The following is a 16,766-nucleotide window of genomic DNA, read 5'->3' on the forward strand; positions in this document are numbered from 1 at the left end:
GCTAGGAAGGCAGATAGGGAACGGGGCCGCAGCCTTGCGGATGCGGCCCCGTTCTTCAAGGCGGTTAGAGGCTCCAGTCGGCGCGCAGGCCGATGGTGCGCGGCCGGATGATCGAGCCCTGCGGCGTCGCCGCATCGTTCGCGAACGGCGCGTTCAGCACGCCATATTTGTCGAACACATTGTTGGCGAAGGCCATCAGCCGGACCTTCTCGCCCAGGCCGACCGAGGCGCGCAGGTCGAACACGTTGAAATCGCCACGGCGCGAGACATCGTCGAAGCTGGTTGGCGCCGACGACAGATAGCGATGCGCGATGTCGAAGCTGGGCGCGCCGGTCACATCGGCGAAGCTGAGCGTCAGATTATTGGCGATCGACCATTTGGACGAACCCGGCAGCGTCGTGCCCTTGGCATAGCCGCCTAGGCCGGCGACGTCGAACGGATAGGGCAGGAACTCGGTCAGCTCCGCATCCTGCCAGGTGACGTTGGTGGTGAAGTGGACGATCTTGTTGACATTCACCGTGCCGGAAAATTCCACGCCGTTGACGCGCGCGCCGCCGGCATTGACGACATAGGAATAATAGGACGGGCCGGGGCCGAAGAGGCGCGCCTGGATATTGTTCCAGTCGAGATGGAAGCCGGTCAGGTCGATGGCGAAGCGGCCGTCGGGCGTCTGCGCCTTCACGCCGATTTCGTAATTCTTGACCTTGTCGCTCTCATAGGCCTCCGGAATGCTGGGCAGCAGGCCGGCATTGGGGTTGATGCCGCCGACGCGATAGCCCTGCGAATAGGTGGCATAGACCATGACATCCTTCGACGGGCGCCAGGCGATCGTCGCCTTGGGCAAGAAGCCGTCTTCCTTCTGGTTGACGCTGCCGCTGCTGTCGGTCGGCGTGTAGCCGCCTTCATAGCCGCCCAGCGCACCGGCCTGGTTCAGCACGTCGGCCTTGGCGGTGGTGTCATAATAGCGACCGCCCAGCGTGATCTCGATCTGCTCCACCGGCTTGTAGGACAGTTCGCCGAACACGCCGAAATCCTCGTTCGTGCTCTTGGTGAAATAGCCATAGAGGCGGTCGCCCGGCGTCAGCTGCGCACCGGAATAGCCACCGAACAGGTCGGGATTGGCGTCGATATAGTCGGCGGCACCGGCCTGGAAGATCTGGTCATAGCTGTTCTTCTTGGCCTGCAAATAGCTGACGCCGACCAGCCATTTGAACGGACCGTCGCCGGCCGAGGCGAGGCGGGCCTCCACCGTCTTGATGAGCGCATCGGCCTCGCCCAGCGAATAGGCGGCGCCGTCGCCGGTGGTGACGCCGGTCACATAGGCATAGGGGTAGGAGAAGATGGTGGTGTTGGTCTTCTTGGTGATCGACCCCAGCACCGTCAGATTGGCGATGTCGCTCACTTCCTGGTCCAGCCGCAGGCTGTTCATCCAGAATTTCGTCTTCTGGGTTTCGGCGCGGGGCAGGTTGCGGACATAGGGGTTTGGCAGGTCGAGATAGGTCTGGTCGTCCAGCTTGCTGTCCTGCCAGCTCGACAGATAGGTGACCTTGGTCGTCTCGCCCAGATTGGCGACGATCGATCCGCGCAGGCCGCGGGTGCGATAATCGTTGGAGCCGTTCACGCCGATGCCGGGATTGTCGAGATAGCCCGCGTCCGACCGCTGCAGCGCGACCAGGCGCAGCGCCAGCTGATCGGCGACCAGCGGGATGTTGATCATCGCCTTGGCGGCATAGTTGAGTTCGCCCGAGGCATTCTTGGTGGTGCCGACCAGGCCCGATGCGGCGGCGTCGACCTTGGACGGATCGGCGACATTGGCGACATAGTTGACGAGGCCGCCCAGCGTCGAGGAGCCGAACAGCGTGCCCTGCGGCCCACGCAGCACTTCCACGCGCTGCAAGTCGAACGTGTCGACGTCGGGGATGCCGATCGGGAAGCCCGGCTCCACCACCGGCACTTCGTTGAGATAATAGCCGACCGTGGTCTGGCCCTGCTCATGATAGGTGGTGGCGGCGACGCCGCGGATCACGACTTCGGAAATGCCGGGCTGATAATCGTTGAACACGACGCCGGGCAGGCGGACGATATAGTCCGACAGGCTGTTGGCGTTCATCTTCTTGAGCTGCTCGCCGGTGACGGCGCTGATCGGCAGGGCGACCTGGCGGATATCCTCGTCGCGCTTGCCGGCGGTGACGATGATCGTCTCGCTGTCGCTGGCGGCCGGGGCCTGGGCAAGGGCGGTGCCGGACAAGATGGTCGCGGCCGCCATGGCGGTGAAACTCACAGTCTTGAGATGCGTCAGTCTGTTCATTGTCATTCCCCTTATAATGTGAGAACCGGCCTTGTTCCGGCCGGCTTTCTCCCTTGCTCGGTTGTTAGATGTCGCTCCCTTCGCCAAAGCGCTGGCGACCGCCGACGATCGTGCGCAGCACCTTGGTCGCGCCGATCTTCGCCGGATCGATCGCGAACAGATCGGCGTCCAGCACCGCGAAATCGGCCAGCATGCCGGGCTTCAGCAGGCCCATCCGGTCATCGCTGAAACCGGCAAAGGCGTTGGTCGCGGTATAGGCGTGCAGCGCCTGGAGCATGCTGATCTTCTGCTCGGGCAGCCAGCCGCCGGGGTTGGCGCCGTCGATCGTCTGGCGCAGCACGGCGGCGGCGACCCCGGTCAGCGGATCGAGCGGTGCCACCGGCCAGTCCGATCCGAAGGCTACCTTCGCCCCGGCGTCGAGCAGCGACTTGAACGCATAGGTGCCCTTCAGCCGCTCGGCGCCGACACGCTGGATCGCCCAGCGTCCATCGTCGATCGCATGATAGGGCTGGACCGACGCGATGACTTGCTGCTGCGCGAAGCGAGGGATCGCGGCCGGCGCGAGATGCTGGGCATGTTCGATGCGGAAACGGCGGTCGCGCTTGCCATTCTTCGCGGCAGCGGCGGCAAAGATGTCCAGCGCCTCGTCATTCGCCCTGTCGCCGATGCCGTGGATGGTGATCTGCAGGCCCGCCGCATCGGCATCATTGGTCCATTGCTGAACATCCGCGCGCTTGTGGATCGGGAAGCCTTCATTGTCGGGCGCGTCGTCATAGGGGCGATAGAACATCGCCGTGCGCGACCCCAGCGAGCCGTCATATTGCAGCTTGAGGCCACCCCAGCGCACCCAGTCGTCGCCTCGCCCTTCGGCCTCGATCAGCGCCTTGAGCTTCGCCCAGTCCTGCAGGGGCACGAAGGAATAGAAGCGCATGTCGGTCTCGCCCTTGGCACGCAGGCGGCGCAGCGTGTCATGGGTGATCCAGTCCAGTTCGGTGGTGTGGACCTGCACCACGCCCTTGGACAGGCCATGGGCGATGCCCTGGCGCGCGGCATCCTCCTTGTCGGCGTCGGTCGGCGCGGGGATGGCGCGCTTGACCAGATCCATCGCCGCATCCTTCAGGATTCCGGTCGGGTTGCCATCCTTGTCGCGCACGATCATGCCGCCGGCCACGTCGGGCGTGTTGCGGTCGATCCCGGCCAGTTTCAGCGCCAGCGAATTGAGCGCCAGCATGTGCAGGTCCAGCCGCTGTACCGCGACCGGGGTATTGGGCGTCACCGGGTCCATCCAGCTGCGATCGGGCAGTTCGCCGCCCCATAGTTCCGCGTCCCAGCTGCCGCCCTGCAACCATTGGCCGGGCTTCAGGCTCTTGGCCGCCTCGCCGACGATGCGGGCAAATTCCTGCGGGCTCTTCGCCTCGCGCAGATTGGGCTGGCTCAGCAGATAGGAGCCGGTGAGGAAATGGGTGTGGGCGTCGGTGAAGCCGGGCATGACGAAGGCGCCGCCCAGATCGATGACGCGGGTGGTCTTGGCCGACTGCGCCTTAACCGCCGCCGCGCCGATCGCGGCGATGCGTCCACCGGCGATGCCGATCGCCGATCGCGCCGTCGGCATGCCTTCGCCGGTCCAGACCGTCGCGTTGACATAGGCGGTGTCGAGCACCTGTCCCTTCGCCCACAGGCTGCTGCTCAATGCCAGTCCGGCCAGGCCGGTCGCGCCCCCGGCCAGCATTTCGCGTCGGCTGAACATCATTGCTCTGCTCCCTCGCGGCTGGTTTCGTCCAGCCGGTCCTCATTGTAGATCTGCATCCAGTCGCGCAGCCCGCCGGGGGCCAGGCTGCCGACAATCTCGTTGATGCCCTGGCGGCTTTCGTCGCGACCCAGCTTGAACCGGCCGTCGATCGCGCGGACATGGGCGCGAAAGCCGATGATATGCTTCATCATCGGTTCCAGCCGCGCGCCGGCATCATCGATATGCCAGGGGGCGGCGCGGCCCGCTTCCATCCGGTCGGTCAGCGTCTCGATCGACTCGCGCGTCGCGTCCAGCAGAAGCTCAACATCGACGGTCAGCACCGCCATCGCATAGTTCCAGGTCGGCACCCAGGTCGGGTTCGACTGCATCTCGGGCGAGATATAGGCCTGCGGCCCGTTCACCAGCACGGTGGCGCGGGGGGCCGTGCGCAGTTGCGCGACCTGCGGGTTGGACAGGGCAAAATGGCCCAGCAGCGACACCAGCGCACCGTCCGCGTCGCATTCGGCCAGCAGCGGCAGCGGCGTCGCGCCGAAGCCGGCTTCGCTATGGGAGACGATCCAGCAGAGCGGATGGTCGCCGATCAGGGTGACGATGTCGTCCGGGGAGCGGGGCGCATATTTCATATGCATGACACTGCGCCGGCATTGGACCCGCCCGAAACATCCAATTCAGGAAAGTGAAGGGGGCCAAGTAAGGATCAGGATTCGGCGCAGCGGCGCAACGCCTGCAACACCTCTTTCGCCTCTTCCTCGGTCAGGCTGGCAAAGCCGATGCGCAGCCCCCGCTCGGTCCCTTCCTCGGCCGCATAGCTGTGCGAGGAGGCAAAGCTGAGGCCGATCTCGGGTGCCCGCGCTTCCAGCCGGTCGAGCGCCGCCATGTCCTTGAACTGCAACCAGAAGGCGAGGCCGCCATCGGGCAGGCGATAGTCGATCAACCTGTCCATTTCGCTGTCAAGATTGCGGGCGAAGGCATCGCGCCGCCGGGCGTAGATCTGCGCCGTCTTGCGCACATGGCGGCGCACCTCGCCGCTTTCCAGCAGCTCGGCAGCGGCCTCCTCCGTCACGGTATTGCCCATGCCGTCGATCAGCGAAATCTGATAGGCCAGCGCGTCGACCACCCTGGGCGCGGCAGCGATATAGCCGATGCGCAGCGCCGGCACGAGCAGCTTGGACATCGACCCGGCATAGATCACCCGCGCCGGGGCGTAGCTCGCCATCGGCAGCAGCGGCTGCGCGCCGAAGTGGAACTCATGGTCATAATCATCCTCGATGATCGCGAAGGCGAATTGCCGCGCCAGTTCCAGCAGGCGCAGCCGCCGCTCGGGCCGCATCGACACGGTGGTCGGGAATTGGTGATGCGGCGTCACGAAGATGGCGCGGACGCGATGCTTGCGGCAGGCGCGCTCGACATCGGCAACATCGACCCCGTCCTCGTCCAGCCCGACCGTGACGATCTTGGCGCCGCAGGCACGGAAGGCGGCGACGGCCGGCTCATAGGTCAGCCGTTCGACCAGCACCGCGTCGCCCGGCCGGATCAGGATGCGCGCGGTCAGGAACACGCCCATCTGGCTGCCGCGGGTGATGCAGATATTTTCCGCGCCGACCATCAGCCCGCGCTGGCGCCGCAACATGCTGGCGATCTCCTGCCGCAGCCGTGGCGACCCGCGCGGATCGCGATAGTGGAGCGCATTGGCGCGCGATGCCCCCTCCGCCGCCTTGCGATAGGCGCGGGCGAGGAGGTCAGCGGGAAACAGGCGTCCGTCGGCGACGCCCTCGTCCAGCTTGCGCCATTTGCCCGCCGGGATGGCGATCAGCCGGTCGGGTGCGGCCAGGAAGGGATATTCGGTTTCGTCCGGCTGGCGGGTGTCGGGGGCGATCGGCGGGGCAGGGGCATCGTCGCTGCTGGGCAGGGAGGTCGACACGATCGTGCCGCGCGTGCCTGCGCTCACCAGCCAGCCTTGCGCGATCAGTTCCTCATAGGCGGTGACGATGGTCTTGCGATTGACCTCCAGCGCGGCGGCGAGTTCCCGGCTGCTCGGCAGGAATTCGCCGGGCAACAGTCGGCCGCGTTCGATCTCGTGGATCAGCCCATGGGCGATCTGCATGTAGCGCGGGCTGTCCGGCGCGATCCGCACCCGTTCCTTGAGCGGCAGGGTCCAGGGGCGCAGCATCCGCGTGGCGATCAGCGGCGCGATGCCGCCAGGGCCATGTCGGCCAGGGCGATCGTCCCGAGCGGCCCGGCGCGGTCGCCCAGTGCCGGGTGGGCGACATAGTCGTCCATCGATGCGATCGTCGCCGCCGCGCCATAGGCCGCCAGGCTGGCGGTCAGTCCATCGCGGATCAGGGGCATCAACTGGGGCTGGCCCATGGCGACCCCACCGCCGATCAGGATACGCTGGGGCAGGCTGGTCAGCGCGAGGTTATGGCACATCGCCGCCAGTGCATGGGCGACGAACGACCATTGCGGATCATCAGCGGACACGTCGCGTCCGCGCTGGCCGGTCCGCGCCTCGATCGCGGGGCCATTGGCCAGTCCCTCCAGGCAATCGCCGTGGAAGGGGCAATTGCCTGCAAAATCATCTCCGGCGGCGCGCGGCACGCGCATATGCCCGGCCTCGCTATGGCCCAGTCCGCGCACGGGCATGCCGGACACGATGCTGCCCACGCCGATGCCGGTGCCGACCGTGACATAGGCCCAGCTGGTCAACCCCTGCGCCGCGCCCCAGCGCCCCTCGGCCAGCGCCGCGCCATTGACATCGGTATCGACCATGAAGGGGCGTCCGGCCGCGAGGTGGGTGATGTCCGTCCCGCTCCAGCCCGGCTTGGGCGTGCTGACGATCGAGCCGAAACTGGCCGACGCCGGATCAAGATCAAGCGGTCCGAAGCTGCCAAGGCCCAGCGCGGCGAAATCCCATCCGGCCAAGGTCGCGGCCACCGTCGACAGGGTCTCGGCGGGCGTGGTGGTTGGAATTTCCACCTGCGCCTGGATATCGTCCGGCCCGGTGCCCAGGATGCAGATGCATTTGGTGCCGCCCAGTTCTACGCCTGCCAGCATCGGTTCATGCTCCCCAGATCATCTCGGCATAGGCGAGGAAATTGCCGCCCAATATCTTCTCGATCCGGGCCGTCGAATAGCCCTTGGCGCGCAGTAATGTCGCCAGTTTGCGGAACTGGTCCGGGCCGCGCAGGTCGACGACGAAGGGATAGGTGTCGGGCCGTTCGCCTTTGGCGCTGATGCCGGCGGCCTGGCGTGCGGCGATTTCCTTCGCCAGCACCGCCTCATAGGCCTTGAGGTCGTCGATCTGCGTCACCGTGCCGTCAGTGCCGATGCCGACATGATCCTCGCCGCAGAGGTTCACCGCATGGTCGATATGGGCGACGACATGCTCCGCGCGGGCATGGCCGGACAGGTCGAGGAAGGGCATGAAATAGATGCCGATGAAGCCGCCGCGATCGGCCACCAGCTTCAATTCCGCGTCGGTCTTGTTGCGGGGCAGGTTGGTGACCGCGCGGCAGCCGCTATGGTTGATCGAGATCGGCTGTTTCGAGATACGCGCCGCCTCCAGGCAGGTCTGTTCGCCGCTGTGCGACAGGTCGACCATCACCCGCTGCGCATTGCAGCGCGCCACCACCTCGCGCCCGAACGGGGTCAGGCCGCGATTACCCGGCGCCATCGACCCGTCGCCCAGCTGGTTGGCGGGGTTATAGGTCAGCTGGAAGATGCGCACGCCCAGATTGGCGAAAATGTCGACCCGGCTGGCGTCCTGGCCCATCATCGCGCCATTCTGGAATCCGTAGATCAGGCCGATCTTTCCTTCCGATTTTGCGCGCCGGATGTCGGCGGCGGTCAGGATCTTCATCAGGTCGCGGCTGTTGGCGCGCACCTGCGCATCGGTCTCGGCGACTTCGCGCACGCTCTGTACGAACGGGTCTTCCGACCCAGAGACATAGCCGAGGGTGATGTTGACGGCGGTGAGGCCCGACGCATGGGCTTCGGCCAGCACGCGCGGGCTGAACTGCGGCACCAGCGAGTCGGTCGGCTGGTTGGGATCGCCGAGGCCGCCGAGCGCATTGATCACGATCATGTCCTTGATCGGATCGGCGTCAACGCCCGCTGCCCGCGCGCCGCTCGCCGCCAGCATCGCGGCCGACACGCCCATGAAATTGCGTCGATCCAGCCTCATTCGTCGTCCCCCATTTCTTCCTTTGTCACCGGCACATAGGCGGTGCGGGCATAGGCCTTGCCGCGCTTCACCACCGTCTCGATCGTCTGGATATTGGCGATGTCGGCGACCGGGTCGCTTTTCAGCACCACGAAATTGGCAAGCTTGCCCGGTTCGATCGAGCCCATTTCATTGCCCTGCCCGGCCGCCTGCGCGCCGACCAGCGTGGCGGACCGGATCACCTCGACCGGGGGCATGCCGACATTGCGGGCGAGGAAGAGCAGTTCCTCATGGACGGCGGGCCACTGGTCCTCGACCTCGCCGACGAAGTCGGTGCCGGTTGAGATGGGGACGCCCATCTTCCACGCCTGACGGGTCAAACGTGTCGTGAGGTCGCCGGTGCAGCGCAGCGGCTTCGCCTTGGGATCGGCCTTGCGCTTGGCCTCATATTTCACGAACAGCGCGCCGGTCGCGTCGAGGATCGTGCCCTGCTTGCGCATCGCGCGGAACAGGTCGGCCATCACCGGGTCATCGTCGCCGGGCGCCAGCAGATTTTCATGCACCGGCGTGCGATCCTCATAGGCGGCGAGCATCACCGGCTCGCGCTGATAGGCGAGATAGCAGACATGGCTGATCGCGTCCGGTCCGGCGGCGATCACGTCGGCCGGCCGGGTGGGGAAGACCGAACTATGCGCCCAGACCAGCATATGCTGGCGATGGGCGGCGGCGGTCACGGCTTTCACCTGACGCGGGGTGAGGTCGGCATAGACCTTGATCGCGCTGGCCGATGTGCCACGGGCGAGGGTGATGGCTTCGCGCAGGTCGGTCCTGTCGTCGATCGCCTGCATCCACGGTGCGGTGCCCGGCGTCACCCCCTGGCTGGCGGCGGCGACGCGCGGATCGGCGAAGAAGGGGCGGCCGGCCATGATCGCGGCATAATAGATGTCGGGTGCCGGGATTTCCGCCATGCGCGCCTCGCGCGCCAGTTCGCCGACCGAGCGCAGATCGTCGGCCATGTCGCGCACCGCCGTCACCCCGCCATAGAGATTGCGGCGCAGCATCGCCCTGGCCTGCACGGCGTTGGGCGGGGTCGCCATATGGACATGGCTGTCGATCAGGCCGGGGATGACATAGCGGCCGGCCAGGTCGACTTGCTTCGCGCCCGCGACATCGGCGGCGGGAAGGTTGCCATGCGGCGCCAGCGCGACGATCCGGTCGCCGCGCACCAGCATGTCCTGATTGGCGCGCGGCGCGGCGCCGGTGCCGTCGATGATGGTCGCGCCGCTATAGAGTATCGCCTGCTCCGCCGGCCTGGGCGACTGCGCCATTGCGGTGAAGGGCAGGGCGCAGGCGATCAGGCCGGCGAGGCGGGCGGTGTGCATCATCTGTCCTTATTCGCCGGGCCGATAGGTGCGCACGGCATGGGCCTTGATATCTTCGGGGTAGAAATAGACCGGGCGAAGATCGCCCTTGGCATAGCGATCGACCTGATCGGCGAAATGGGGCGAGTGGGGATCGCCGCTCTCGCCGCCGGCGCTGACGGCGCGGGCGACGACCTTCGGCCCGAACTCGACCGCCGCGACGAAGCTGTTGCCCTTCGTGCCATAATAGCGCTTCGTCCCCGGATAGCGCGCCGCACCGAAGGCGGCGAGCGATCCCCATTGCGACGAGGCGAAGGGGATGGGGGTGCTGGGCTTGGCGTCGTCGAACGTCTGGACGATCGCGCCGTCATTGCGCTGATAGCGGTTGATCTCGCCCCAGGGCACGGCGATGCTGCCGAAATCGGCGGTCAGCCGGTCGACCGCCTCGCGCAGCGCCGCCAACTTCTGCGCATCGGTCGCGTGGGTGGCCATATAGTCGATGGTCGACAGGCCCGCTTCCTTCGCCGCCGGTGCCACCGCCTTCCACAGCGCCTCGCCCCAGAAGACGGCGAGCGAGGTCTGGGTCGAGGTCAGGCTCCATTTATAGTCCCAGCCGCGCAGGCTCTGCACCGCATCGGCCAGCGCGGGATCAGGCACCTTGTCCTGCGCCGCGATCAGGCCGGGGATCAACCGGGCAAAGCCGGTCAGATAGGGATCATAGGCCGCGCCGATCAGGCTATCGAGCGTGAAATGTTCATTGGCCGAGAGCACGATCTGGGCATGGGGACCGCGTGGATTTTCACCGGCCTGATCCATGTAGCGAGGGAAGGCCGCGCGCTGCGGGCTATCCGCGCCGGCCGCCGTCCAGGGCCAGTTATTGGTGTTCATCGCCCAGCCGCCCTTCGGGTTCACCGCCTGGGGCAGGCTCGACAGGTCATGCAGGCCGCGCCAGTCGGTCGCCGGGTCGCTGCCGTCGACTGGCTTGGTATAATCGAAGCGATCGTCGCGGATCGGCACGAATTGCGGGTGGAGATAGGCGATCTCGCCCTTGTCATCGGCCAGCAGCGTGTTGTTGCTGCTGTTCGCCTTATTCTCCGCGACCTTGAGGAAGCTCGCATAATCGCTGGTCTTGGTGCGCAGATAGCTTTGCTCCAGCGCCGGCACCGGCTTGTTCATCAGCGCGAAGGCGATCCACTTGTCGCCGTCGGTCCGCACGATCGGGCCATGATGGGTGGAGTAGCCGGTGAAGGCGCGCTGGGCGAGCTTGCCGTCCGGCGTGCGGTAGGAAATGGCGATGGTCTTTTCGGTGACCGGGCGCAATTCCTTGCCATAGCGGTAGAAGAGGCGATCGCCCTGTTGCACGATCGTCTCGGCAAATTCGTCGACATTGTCGATGCCGCTCGACGTGTGCATCCAGCCGATATGGCGGTTGAAGCCCTGATAGATGAAGAACTGGCCCCAGGTGACCGCGCCATAGGCGTCCAGCCCCTCGTCGCTGCTCATCTGCAGTTCGGACCGGAAGAAGAAGCTGGTGTGCGGGTTGATCATCAACAGCGCATGTCCGCCTTCCGTCCGCGACGGCGCGATGGCAAAGCCGTTCGACCCCTGCGGCTCGCGATAGGCGAGGCCCTGTTCCAGCATGGTCAGCGCCACCGGCTTCTTCTCGTAAAAGGCCTGTAGCTGGGTCAGCGGCACCCGCTCGATATCGCCGCCGATGCTGCCTTCGGTAAAGCTCAGCGCCATCCAGGGCTCGAACCGGGTGATGACGCGCGGCTTCACCATCGGATGGGTCGATAGATAATAATTCAGGCCATCGGCCCAGGCCTGCATCAGCTTCTTGAGCCAGGCCGGGCTGCGCGCATAATCGGCCTGCAGCCGGGCAGGATCGATGAACAGGCGCTGGCGCAGATCCTGCCAGATCGCCTTCTCGCCTTCGGCTTCGGCGAGGCGGCCGAGATTGACCAGATAATTGGTCTCGATCCGGTTGAAGTCGTCTTCGGCCTGGGCATAGACCATGCCGAACACGGCATCGGCGTCGGTCGTACCATGGACATGGGCGATGCCCCACTGGTCGCGGGTGATGGTGACCTTGGCCGGCGAGAGCGCGGTCGGCGATTGGGCGAGGGCAGGGCAGGCGGCAAGAGCGACCAATGCCCCCGCAAGGGAGGTGGCGCGCGGCAGGAATTTCGTCATAGAGAGGGGGAGTAATGAAGGGGGCGGGACGGCGCAAGCAGCCTCCCGTCAAGGGGGATGATATCGATGCACAGGCTTTTGATCCTGCTGGCCTTTCTGTTCGTCGCGCCGATGCCGGCCGTGGCACAGGAGGCCGCGCCGGCGCTCTATCTGCTGCGCCCCGATGCCGTGTTCGACGGCGCGGCGTCGCATCGCGGATGGGCGGTGCTGGTGCGTGGCAACCGGATCGAGGCGGCCGGACCGGGGATCGCGGTGCCGGCTGGAGGGACCGTCATCGACCTGCCCGGCAAGACCCTGCTCCCCGGCTTGATCGAGGGCCATTCGCACCTGTTCCTGCATCCCTATAACGAGACAAGCTGGGACGACCAGGTGCTGCACGAGCCGCTGGCGCTGCGCACCGCGCGGGCCACGGTGTCGGCGCGGGCGACGCTGATGGCGGGCTTCACCACCGTGCGCGATCTGGGCACCGAAGGGGCTGGCTATGCCGATGTCGGCCTCAAGCAGGCGATCGAGCAGGGTATCGTCGCCGGGCCGCGCATGCTGGTCGCGACCCGCGCGCTGGTGGCACCGGGCGCCTATGGCCCGCGCGGGTTCGAGCCGGGCGTCGTCGTGCCGCTGGGCGCGGAGGAAGCCGGCGGTCCCGATCTGGTGACGGCGGTGCGGCGACAGATCGCGGCCGGCGCCGATGTCGTGAAGCTCTATGCCGATTATCGCTGGGGCAAGGGTGAGCCGAGCCGCCCGACCTTCACCCAAGCGGAAATGGCAGCGGTAGTGGAGGCTGCGCACAGCGCCGGGCGCAAGGTCGCGGCCCATGCCGCCACCGACGAAGGGATGCGCCGGGCGATCCTGGCCGGGGTCGACACGATCGAGCATGGCTATGAGGGCAGCGCCGCGACCTTCGCGCTGATGAAGGCGCATGGTGTCGGCTATTGCCCGACCCTGGCGGCGTCCGACGCCACCGCGCGCTATCGCGGCTGGAGCGGGGCGGAACCGGCGCCGGCGGCGGTGACGCAGGCGCGCCAGGCGCTGGATCGCGCGCGGGCCGCCGGCGTCGCCATCTGCCTGGGCGGCGATGTCGGCGTGTTTGCCCATGGCGACAATGCCCGCGAGGCGGAACTGATGGCCGCCGCCGGCATGGCGCCCCGCGACGTGCTGGTCGCGGCGACCAGCGGCAATGCGGCACTGTTCGGTATCGCCGACCGGCTGGGCGCGGTGAAGCCGGGCCTGCTCGCCGATCTGGTCGCGGTCGAGGGCGATCCGACCCGCAGCATCGACGCGCTGCGCCAGGTCGGCTTCGTGATGAAGGACGGCGTCATCTACAAGGGGCCGGGCGCGCAGCCATGAGCCAGGGCGATCGCGCTTTCCTGGGCCATCCGCGGGGCCTGGCCTATTTGCTGTTCACCGAAGCGTGGGAGCGTTTCTCCTATTATGGCATGCAGTCGCTGCTGGCCCTCTATCTGGTCAAGCATCTGCTGCAGCCGGGACAGGCCGACGGCCTGCTTTTCTTCGATGCCTTTCGCCAGCTCTATGGCGGGCTGGACGGCCAGCCGCTCGCCTCCGCCATTGTCGGCACCTATTTCGCCAGCGTCTATGTGACGCCGATCCTGGGCGGGCTGGTCGCGGACCGGCTGCTGGGCCGGCATCGCACGGTGCTGTTGGGCGCATTGACGATGATGGCGGGCCATTTCCTGATGGCGGTCCAGGCCGCCTTCCTGCCCGCGCTCGGCTTGCTGGTGCTGGGCAGCGGCCTGTTCAAGGGCAATCTCGCCAGCCAGCTCGGCGCGCTCTATCGCCATGATGATCCGCGCCGCGACGGCGCGTTCCAGCTTTATTATCTGGGCATCAATATTGGCCTGATCGCCGCGCCGCTGGTGATCGGCACGCTGGCGGAAACGCGCGGCTGGCATGTCGGCTTTGCCGTCGCCGGCGTCGGCATGGGGATCGCCACGATCATCTATCTCGCCGGACGCAGGCATCTGCCGGTTGACGATTATCGCCCTAGATCGAACGGACGCGGGCGCATGACCGGGCAGGATCTGCGTGGCCTGCTGGGCATCGTCCTGCTGATCCCGCTGCTGGCGGTCACGCTGCTGCCCAACAACCAGATATTCAACGCCTATCTGATCTGGGGTGACGCGCATCTGGAACTGACGTTGGGCGGGCTGCGCGTACCGACGAGCTGGCTCATCACCCTCGATGCAGGGCTGGGGCTGGCGATTCTTGCCGGCCTGCCTTTCGTCTATCGCCTTTATGCGCGCTACCGGCCCGAGCCCGGTGACCTTGCCAAGCTGACGATCGGGTCGCTCTTTGCGACCGGGGGTATGCTCTGCCTGGCACTGGGATCGGCGCTGGCGAGTGCGGACGGCAGGACCGGGCTGGGCTGGGTGATCGCCTTCCATCTGCTCAACGGCATAGGTTTTGCCCATATATTGCCGGTCAGCCTGGCGCTGTTCACCCGCGCCGCGCCGCCGCGTCAGGTCGGGCTGGCGATCGGCCTCTATTATCTCGTCTTCTTCCTGGGCAATATTCTGGTCGGCTGGGTGGGGGGCTTCTACGCTCGCATGCCGGCGACCGCCTTCTGGCTGTTGCATGCCGGGATCGCTGCGGGATGTGGCGCGATTTTCCTGATATTGACGCTACGGAAAGCGATTTTTCGGTCGGATTGACGCTTTTTTCACGTTCGACCAACGCCTGGCCTCACACTGGCCATGCCATTCCCGATCCTGCGAGCGCGGGCATCCGACGCGCGCCGACAGGAGGGAATGATGACTGCCGATTTCGATCCCGCCGATTTTGACGGCGACAGCGCGCTCGATACCGACATGGCCGGTTTCGACATCGACCCCAAGCTGCGGCCGGTGCGGCACCTGCCGCTGTTGGTGCAGGCCAGCGGCCGCTACAATTTCGTGCGCTCGCCGCGCTTCCCGATGCCGCGCGCGCTGCCCGGTGCGGTCGATCGCTTCGACGATGATATCAATGCGCTGACGCTCTATACCCGCGAGGAACTGCGGCTGGACGTCGATGGCCGCTATCCGCAGATGACGGTCAGCGGCACGCGCGCCGGCCCGCTGGGGCCGGTGGTCAGCTGGGTTGCGGCGCTGACCCGGACCGGTGCCAATCATTATAGCGGCCAGATCTGGTTCAAGGATGGTCAGGTCGGCGCCATCCCCCATACCCAGATCAGCCTCAAGGTGACGAAGAGCCTGCTCGCCGCCCAGCGCAAGGTCGAGGCGACCTTCAGCGGCGGTGGCGCGGCGAGCTTCGTGCGCACCTATCAGTTCAGCTCTGCAAGCTTCCGTCCGGCCGAGTTCGAATATGACACGGTGGCCGGCGCGACCCGCGTGACGGAGATCGGCACGCACGATCATCCCAATCATCCCGCGACCATGGCCAGCGAGACGCTGAGCCTTGACACCGTCTATCGGCGGGCGGGATTCAACGTCAGCGACGCGCCCGGCAATGGCGCCATCCCGCTCGGTGCGGCCGGCGCCGATCAGCGCTGGACCGACCAGGAAATGCATGACGCGATGCAGATCTACTGGTCGCGCTTTGCCGACAAGCCGCAATGGTCGTTGTGGGTGCTGTTCGCCTCGCTCCATGTGCAGGGCAGCAGCCTGGGCGGCATCATGTTCGACGATATCGGGTCGAACCATCGCCAGGGGACGGCCATCTTCACCGACGCTTTCATCGCCCATCCGCCGGCGGGCGATGCCGATCCCGACGCCTGGGTGCGGCGGATGCGCTTCTGGACCGCCGCGCATGAGGTCGGCCATGCCTTCAACCTGGCGCATAGCTGGCAGAAGTCGCTGGGCACGCCCTGGATTCCGCTGGCCGACGATCCCGAAGCGCGCAGCTTCATGAACTATCCCTATGCGGTGGCGGGCGGCCAGGCGGCCTTCTTTGCCGATTTCGACTTCCGCTTTTCCGATCCCGAACTGCTGTTCATGCGCCATGGCCCGGAACGCTTCGTGCAGATGGGCAATGCCGACTGGTTCGACCAGCATGGCTTCTCGCAGGTGGCGTTGGACCCAAATGAGGAGTTCGGCCTGACCCTGTCGGTCAATGCCCGCGACAATCGCCTGCCCTATCTGTTGCCGCCGGTGGTCGAGATGGCACTGGTCAACCGCAGCGGCCGGCCCAAGCTGGCATCGGCGGCGCGCCTGTCGGAACGGGCGGGCCTGACCCTGATCATCAGCAAGGATGGCCGGCCCGCGCGCCAATGGTCGCCCTATTCGCGCCATTGCGGCGAGACCCTGGAAATCATCCTGGGTCAGGGTGAGGCGCTCTATGACAGCGTGCTGGTCGGCGCCGGCCGCAATGGCTGGGACATGGCCGAACCGGGCCGCTACACCATCCAGGCGATGCTGGTCGTCGATGGCCGAGCCGTCATTTCCAACCCGCTGGAGGTGAAGGTGGAGCCGCCCGAAAGCCGCGAGGAAGAGCGGCTGGCGCAGGATATCTTCACCCCGGAAGTCGGCCAGGTGCTGGCCGTCAACGGCACGCGTGGCGTCCAATCGGCAGTCGATGCGCTGCGGGCGGCCACGCGGATGCGTCAGCATCCGCTCGCACGCCAGGCGGCGATCGCGCTCGCCGGCCCGCTGGCCGACGAATATAAGCTGCTGCAGGTGGATGAGCGGGCACGGCCCGGTGAGACCCCTGCTACGGCCGCCCGCCGCATCGAGGTCTATGACGCCGATCTCAAGGAAGCACGCCACCTGCTGGCGATCGCGACCGAGGGCAGCGCCGATGCCGCCGTCAATGCCGTCGGCCATACCCGCTTCCTGCGCGAGGCGGGCAAGCTTGCCCGCGCGCTGGATGGCGGGGTTGCCCCGGCGCTGCGCCAGACGGGGCTGGGCTTCGACGCGGTGCGGGCGGGCGATGTCATCGGTGGCTTCAACCTGGGCCAGGACATGCAGCGCATGCTGGCCCTCAAGGCGAACGGCCTCAGTATCTGATCCATGCAGGCGCATCGCCTGTCATGGCGGTGCGCCC

General features: G+C 66.5%; 11 protein-coding genes. 3 read left to right on the forward strand and 8 right to left on the reverse strand.

The features are described from left to right. Window positions 1-64: 64 nt before the first annotated feature. The 8 genes from AC0KVN_RS11665 to AC0KVN_RS11700 all read right to left on the reverse strand — a co-directional run bounded on the left by AC0KVN_RS11665 (window position 65) and on the right by AC0KVN_RS11700 (window position 11,774). Complete coding sequence (locus tag AC0KVN_RS11665; RefSeq protein ID WP_435567026.1) at window positions 65-2,308, reverse strand: TonB-dependent receptor; 2,244 nt, start codon at window positions 2,306-2,308, stop codon at window positions 65-67. A 64-nt stretch (window positions 2,309-2,372) separates the two neighbouring features. Continuing rightward, window positions 2,373-4,058, reverse strand: coding sequence for an amidohydrolase (locus tag AC0KVN_RS11670; protein WP_435567027.1), 1,686 nt, complete (start codon window positions 4,056-4,058; stop codon window positions 2,373-2,375). After that, a complete protein-coding gene (locus AC0KVN_RS11675) occupies window positions 4,055-4,687 on the reverse strand; it encodes an FMN-binding negative transcriptional regulator (protein WP_435567028.1) in 633 nt (210 codons plus the stop codon). Before AC0KVN_RS11675 ends, AC0KVN_RS11670 begins: the two co-directional genes overlap by 4 nt. Window positions 4,688-4,755: 68 nt before the next feature. Continuing rightward, a complete protein-coding gene (gene pdxR / locus AC0KVN_RS11680) occupies window positions 4,756-6,228 on the reverse strand; it encodes a MocR-like pyridoxine biosynthesis transcription factor PdxR (RefSeq protein WP_483656118.1) in 1,473 nt (490 codons plus the stop codon). Window positions 6,229-6,239: 11 nt separating this feature from the next. Beyond that, window positions 6,240-7,112, reverse strand: coding sequence for an ROK family protein (locus AC0KVN_RS11685; RefSeq protein WP_435567030.1), 873 nt, complete (start codon window positions 7,110-7,112; stop codon window positions 6,240-6,242). A 4-nt stretch (window positions 7,113-7,116) separates the two neighbouring features. Next, window positions 7,117-8,241 (reverse strand): dipeptidase, encoded by a 1,125-nt coding sequence (locus AC0KVN_RS11690; protein ID WP_435567031.1) that lies wholly within the window; start codon window positions 8,239-8,241, stop codon window positions 7,117-7,119. Next, window positions 8,238-9,602, reverse strand: a complete 1,365-nt coding sequence (locus tag AC0KVN_RS11695; protein WP_435567107.1) for an amidohydrolase family protein — start codon at window positions 9,600-9,602, stop codon at window positions 8,238-8,240. The genes AC0KVN_RS11690 and AC0KVN_RS11695 overlap by 4 nt, the downstream gene beginning before the upstream one ends. Before the next feature lie 9 nt (window positions 9,603-9,611). Beyond that, window positions 9,612-11,774 carry a penicillin acylase family protein gene (locus tag AC0KVN_RS11700; protein WP_435567032.1) on the reverse strand — a complete coding sequence of 721 codons (2,163 nt, stop codon included), beginning with the start codon at window positions 11,772-11,774 and terminating at the stop codon, window positions 9,612-9,614. A 66-nt stretch (window positions 11,775-11,840) separates the two neighbouring features. Between AC0KVN_RS11700 and AC0KVN_RS11705 the strand changes: the two genes are divergently transcribed. The 3 genes from AC0KVN_RS11705 to AC0KVN_RS11715 all read left to right on the forward strand — a co-directional run bounded on the left by AC0KVN_RS11705 (window position 11,841) and on the right by AC0KVN_RS11715 (window position 16,729). Next, window positions 11,841-13,118 (forward strand): metal-dependent hydrolase family protein, encoded by a 1,278-nt coding sequence (locus AC0KVN_RS11705; RefSeq protein WP_435567033.1) that lies wholly within the window; start codon window positions 11,841-11,843, stop codon window positions 13,116-13,118. Further along, window positions 13,115-14,440, forward strand: coding sequence for a peptide MFS transporter (locus tag AC0KVN_RS11710; RefSeq protein ID WP_435567034.1), 1,326 nt, complete (start codon window positions 13,115-13,117; stop codon window positions 14,438-14,440). Before AC0KVN_RS11705 ends, AC0KVN_RS11710 begins: the two co-directional genes overlap by 4 nt. Window positions 14,441-14,536: 96 nt before the next feature. Next, a complete protein-coding gene (locus AC0KVN_RS11715) occupies window positions 14,537-16,729 on the forward strand; it encodes a zinc metalloprotease (protein WP_435567035.1) in 2,193 nt (730 codons plus the stop codon). The last annotated feature ends 37 nt before the right edge of the window (window positions 16,730-16,766 follow it).

It is taken from the genome of Sphingobium sp. SG1 (genome assembly GCF_057063145.1).

Coding starts and splice junctions, on each gene's coding strand:
- AC0KVN_RS11685 (WP_435567030.1), bottom strand. CDS start 7,112: ATGCTGGCAGGCGTAGAACTGGGCGGCACCAAATGCATCTGCATCCTG.
- pdxR (WP_483656118.1), bottom strand. CDS start 6,228: ATGCTGCGCCCCTGGACCCTGCCGCTCAAGGAACGGGTGCGGATCGCG.
- AC0KVN_RS11715 (WP_435567035.1), top strand. CDS start 14,537: ATGATGACTGCCGATTTCGATCCCGCCGATTTTGACGGCGACAGCGCG.
- AC0KVN_RS11670 (WP_435567027.1), bottom strand. CDS start 4,058: ATGATGTTCAGCCGACGCGAAATGCTGGCCGGGGGCGCGACCGGCCTG.
- AC0KVN_RS11675 (WP_435567028.1), bottom strand. CDS start 4,687: ATGCATATGAAATATGCGCCCCGCTCCCCGGACGACATCGTCACCCTG.
- AC0KVN_RS11700 (WP_435567032.1), bottom strand. CDS start 11,774: ATGACGAAATTCCTGCCGCGCGCCACCTCCCTTGCGGGGGCATTGGTC.
- AC0KVN_RS11705 (WP_435567033.1), top strand. CDS start 11,841: ATGCACAGGCTTTTGATCCTGCTGGCCTTTCTGTTCGTCGCGCCGATG.
- AC0KVN_RS11695 (WP_435567107.1), bottom strand. CDS start 9,602: ATGCACACCGCCCGCCTCGCCGGCCTGATCGCCTGCGCCCTGCCCTTC.
- AC0KVN_RS11710 (WP_435567034.1), top strand. CDS start 13,115: ATGAGCCAGGGCGATCGCGCTTTCCTGGGCCATCCGCGGGGCCTGGCC.
- AC0KVN_RS11665 (WP_435567026.1), bottom strand. CDS start 2,308: ATGAACAGACTGACGCATCTCAAGACTGTGAGTTTCACCGCCATGGCG.
- AC0KVN_RS11690 (WP_435567031.1), bottom strand. CDS start 8,241: ATGAGGCTGGATCGACGCAATTTCATGGGCGTGTCGGCCGCGATGCTG.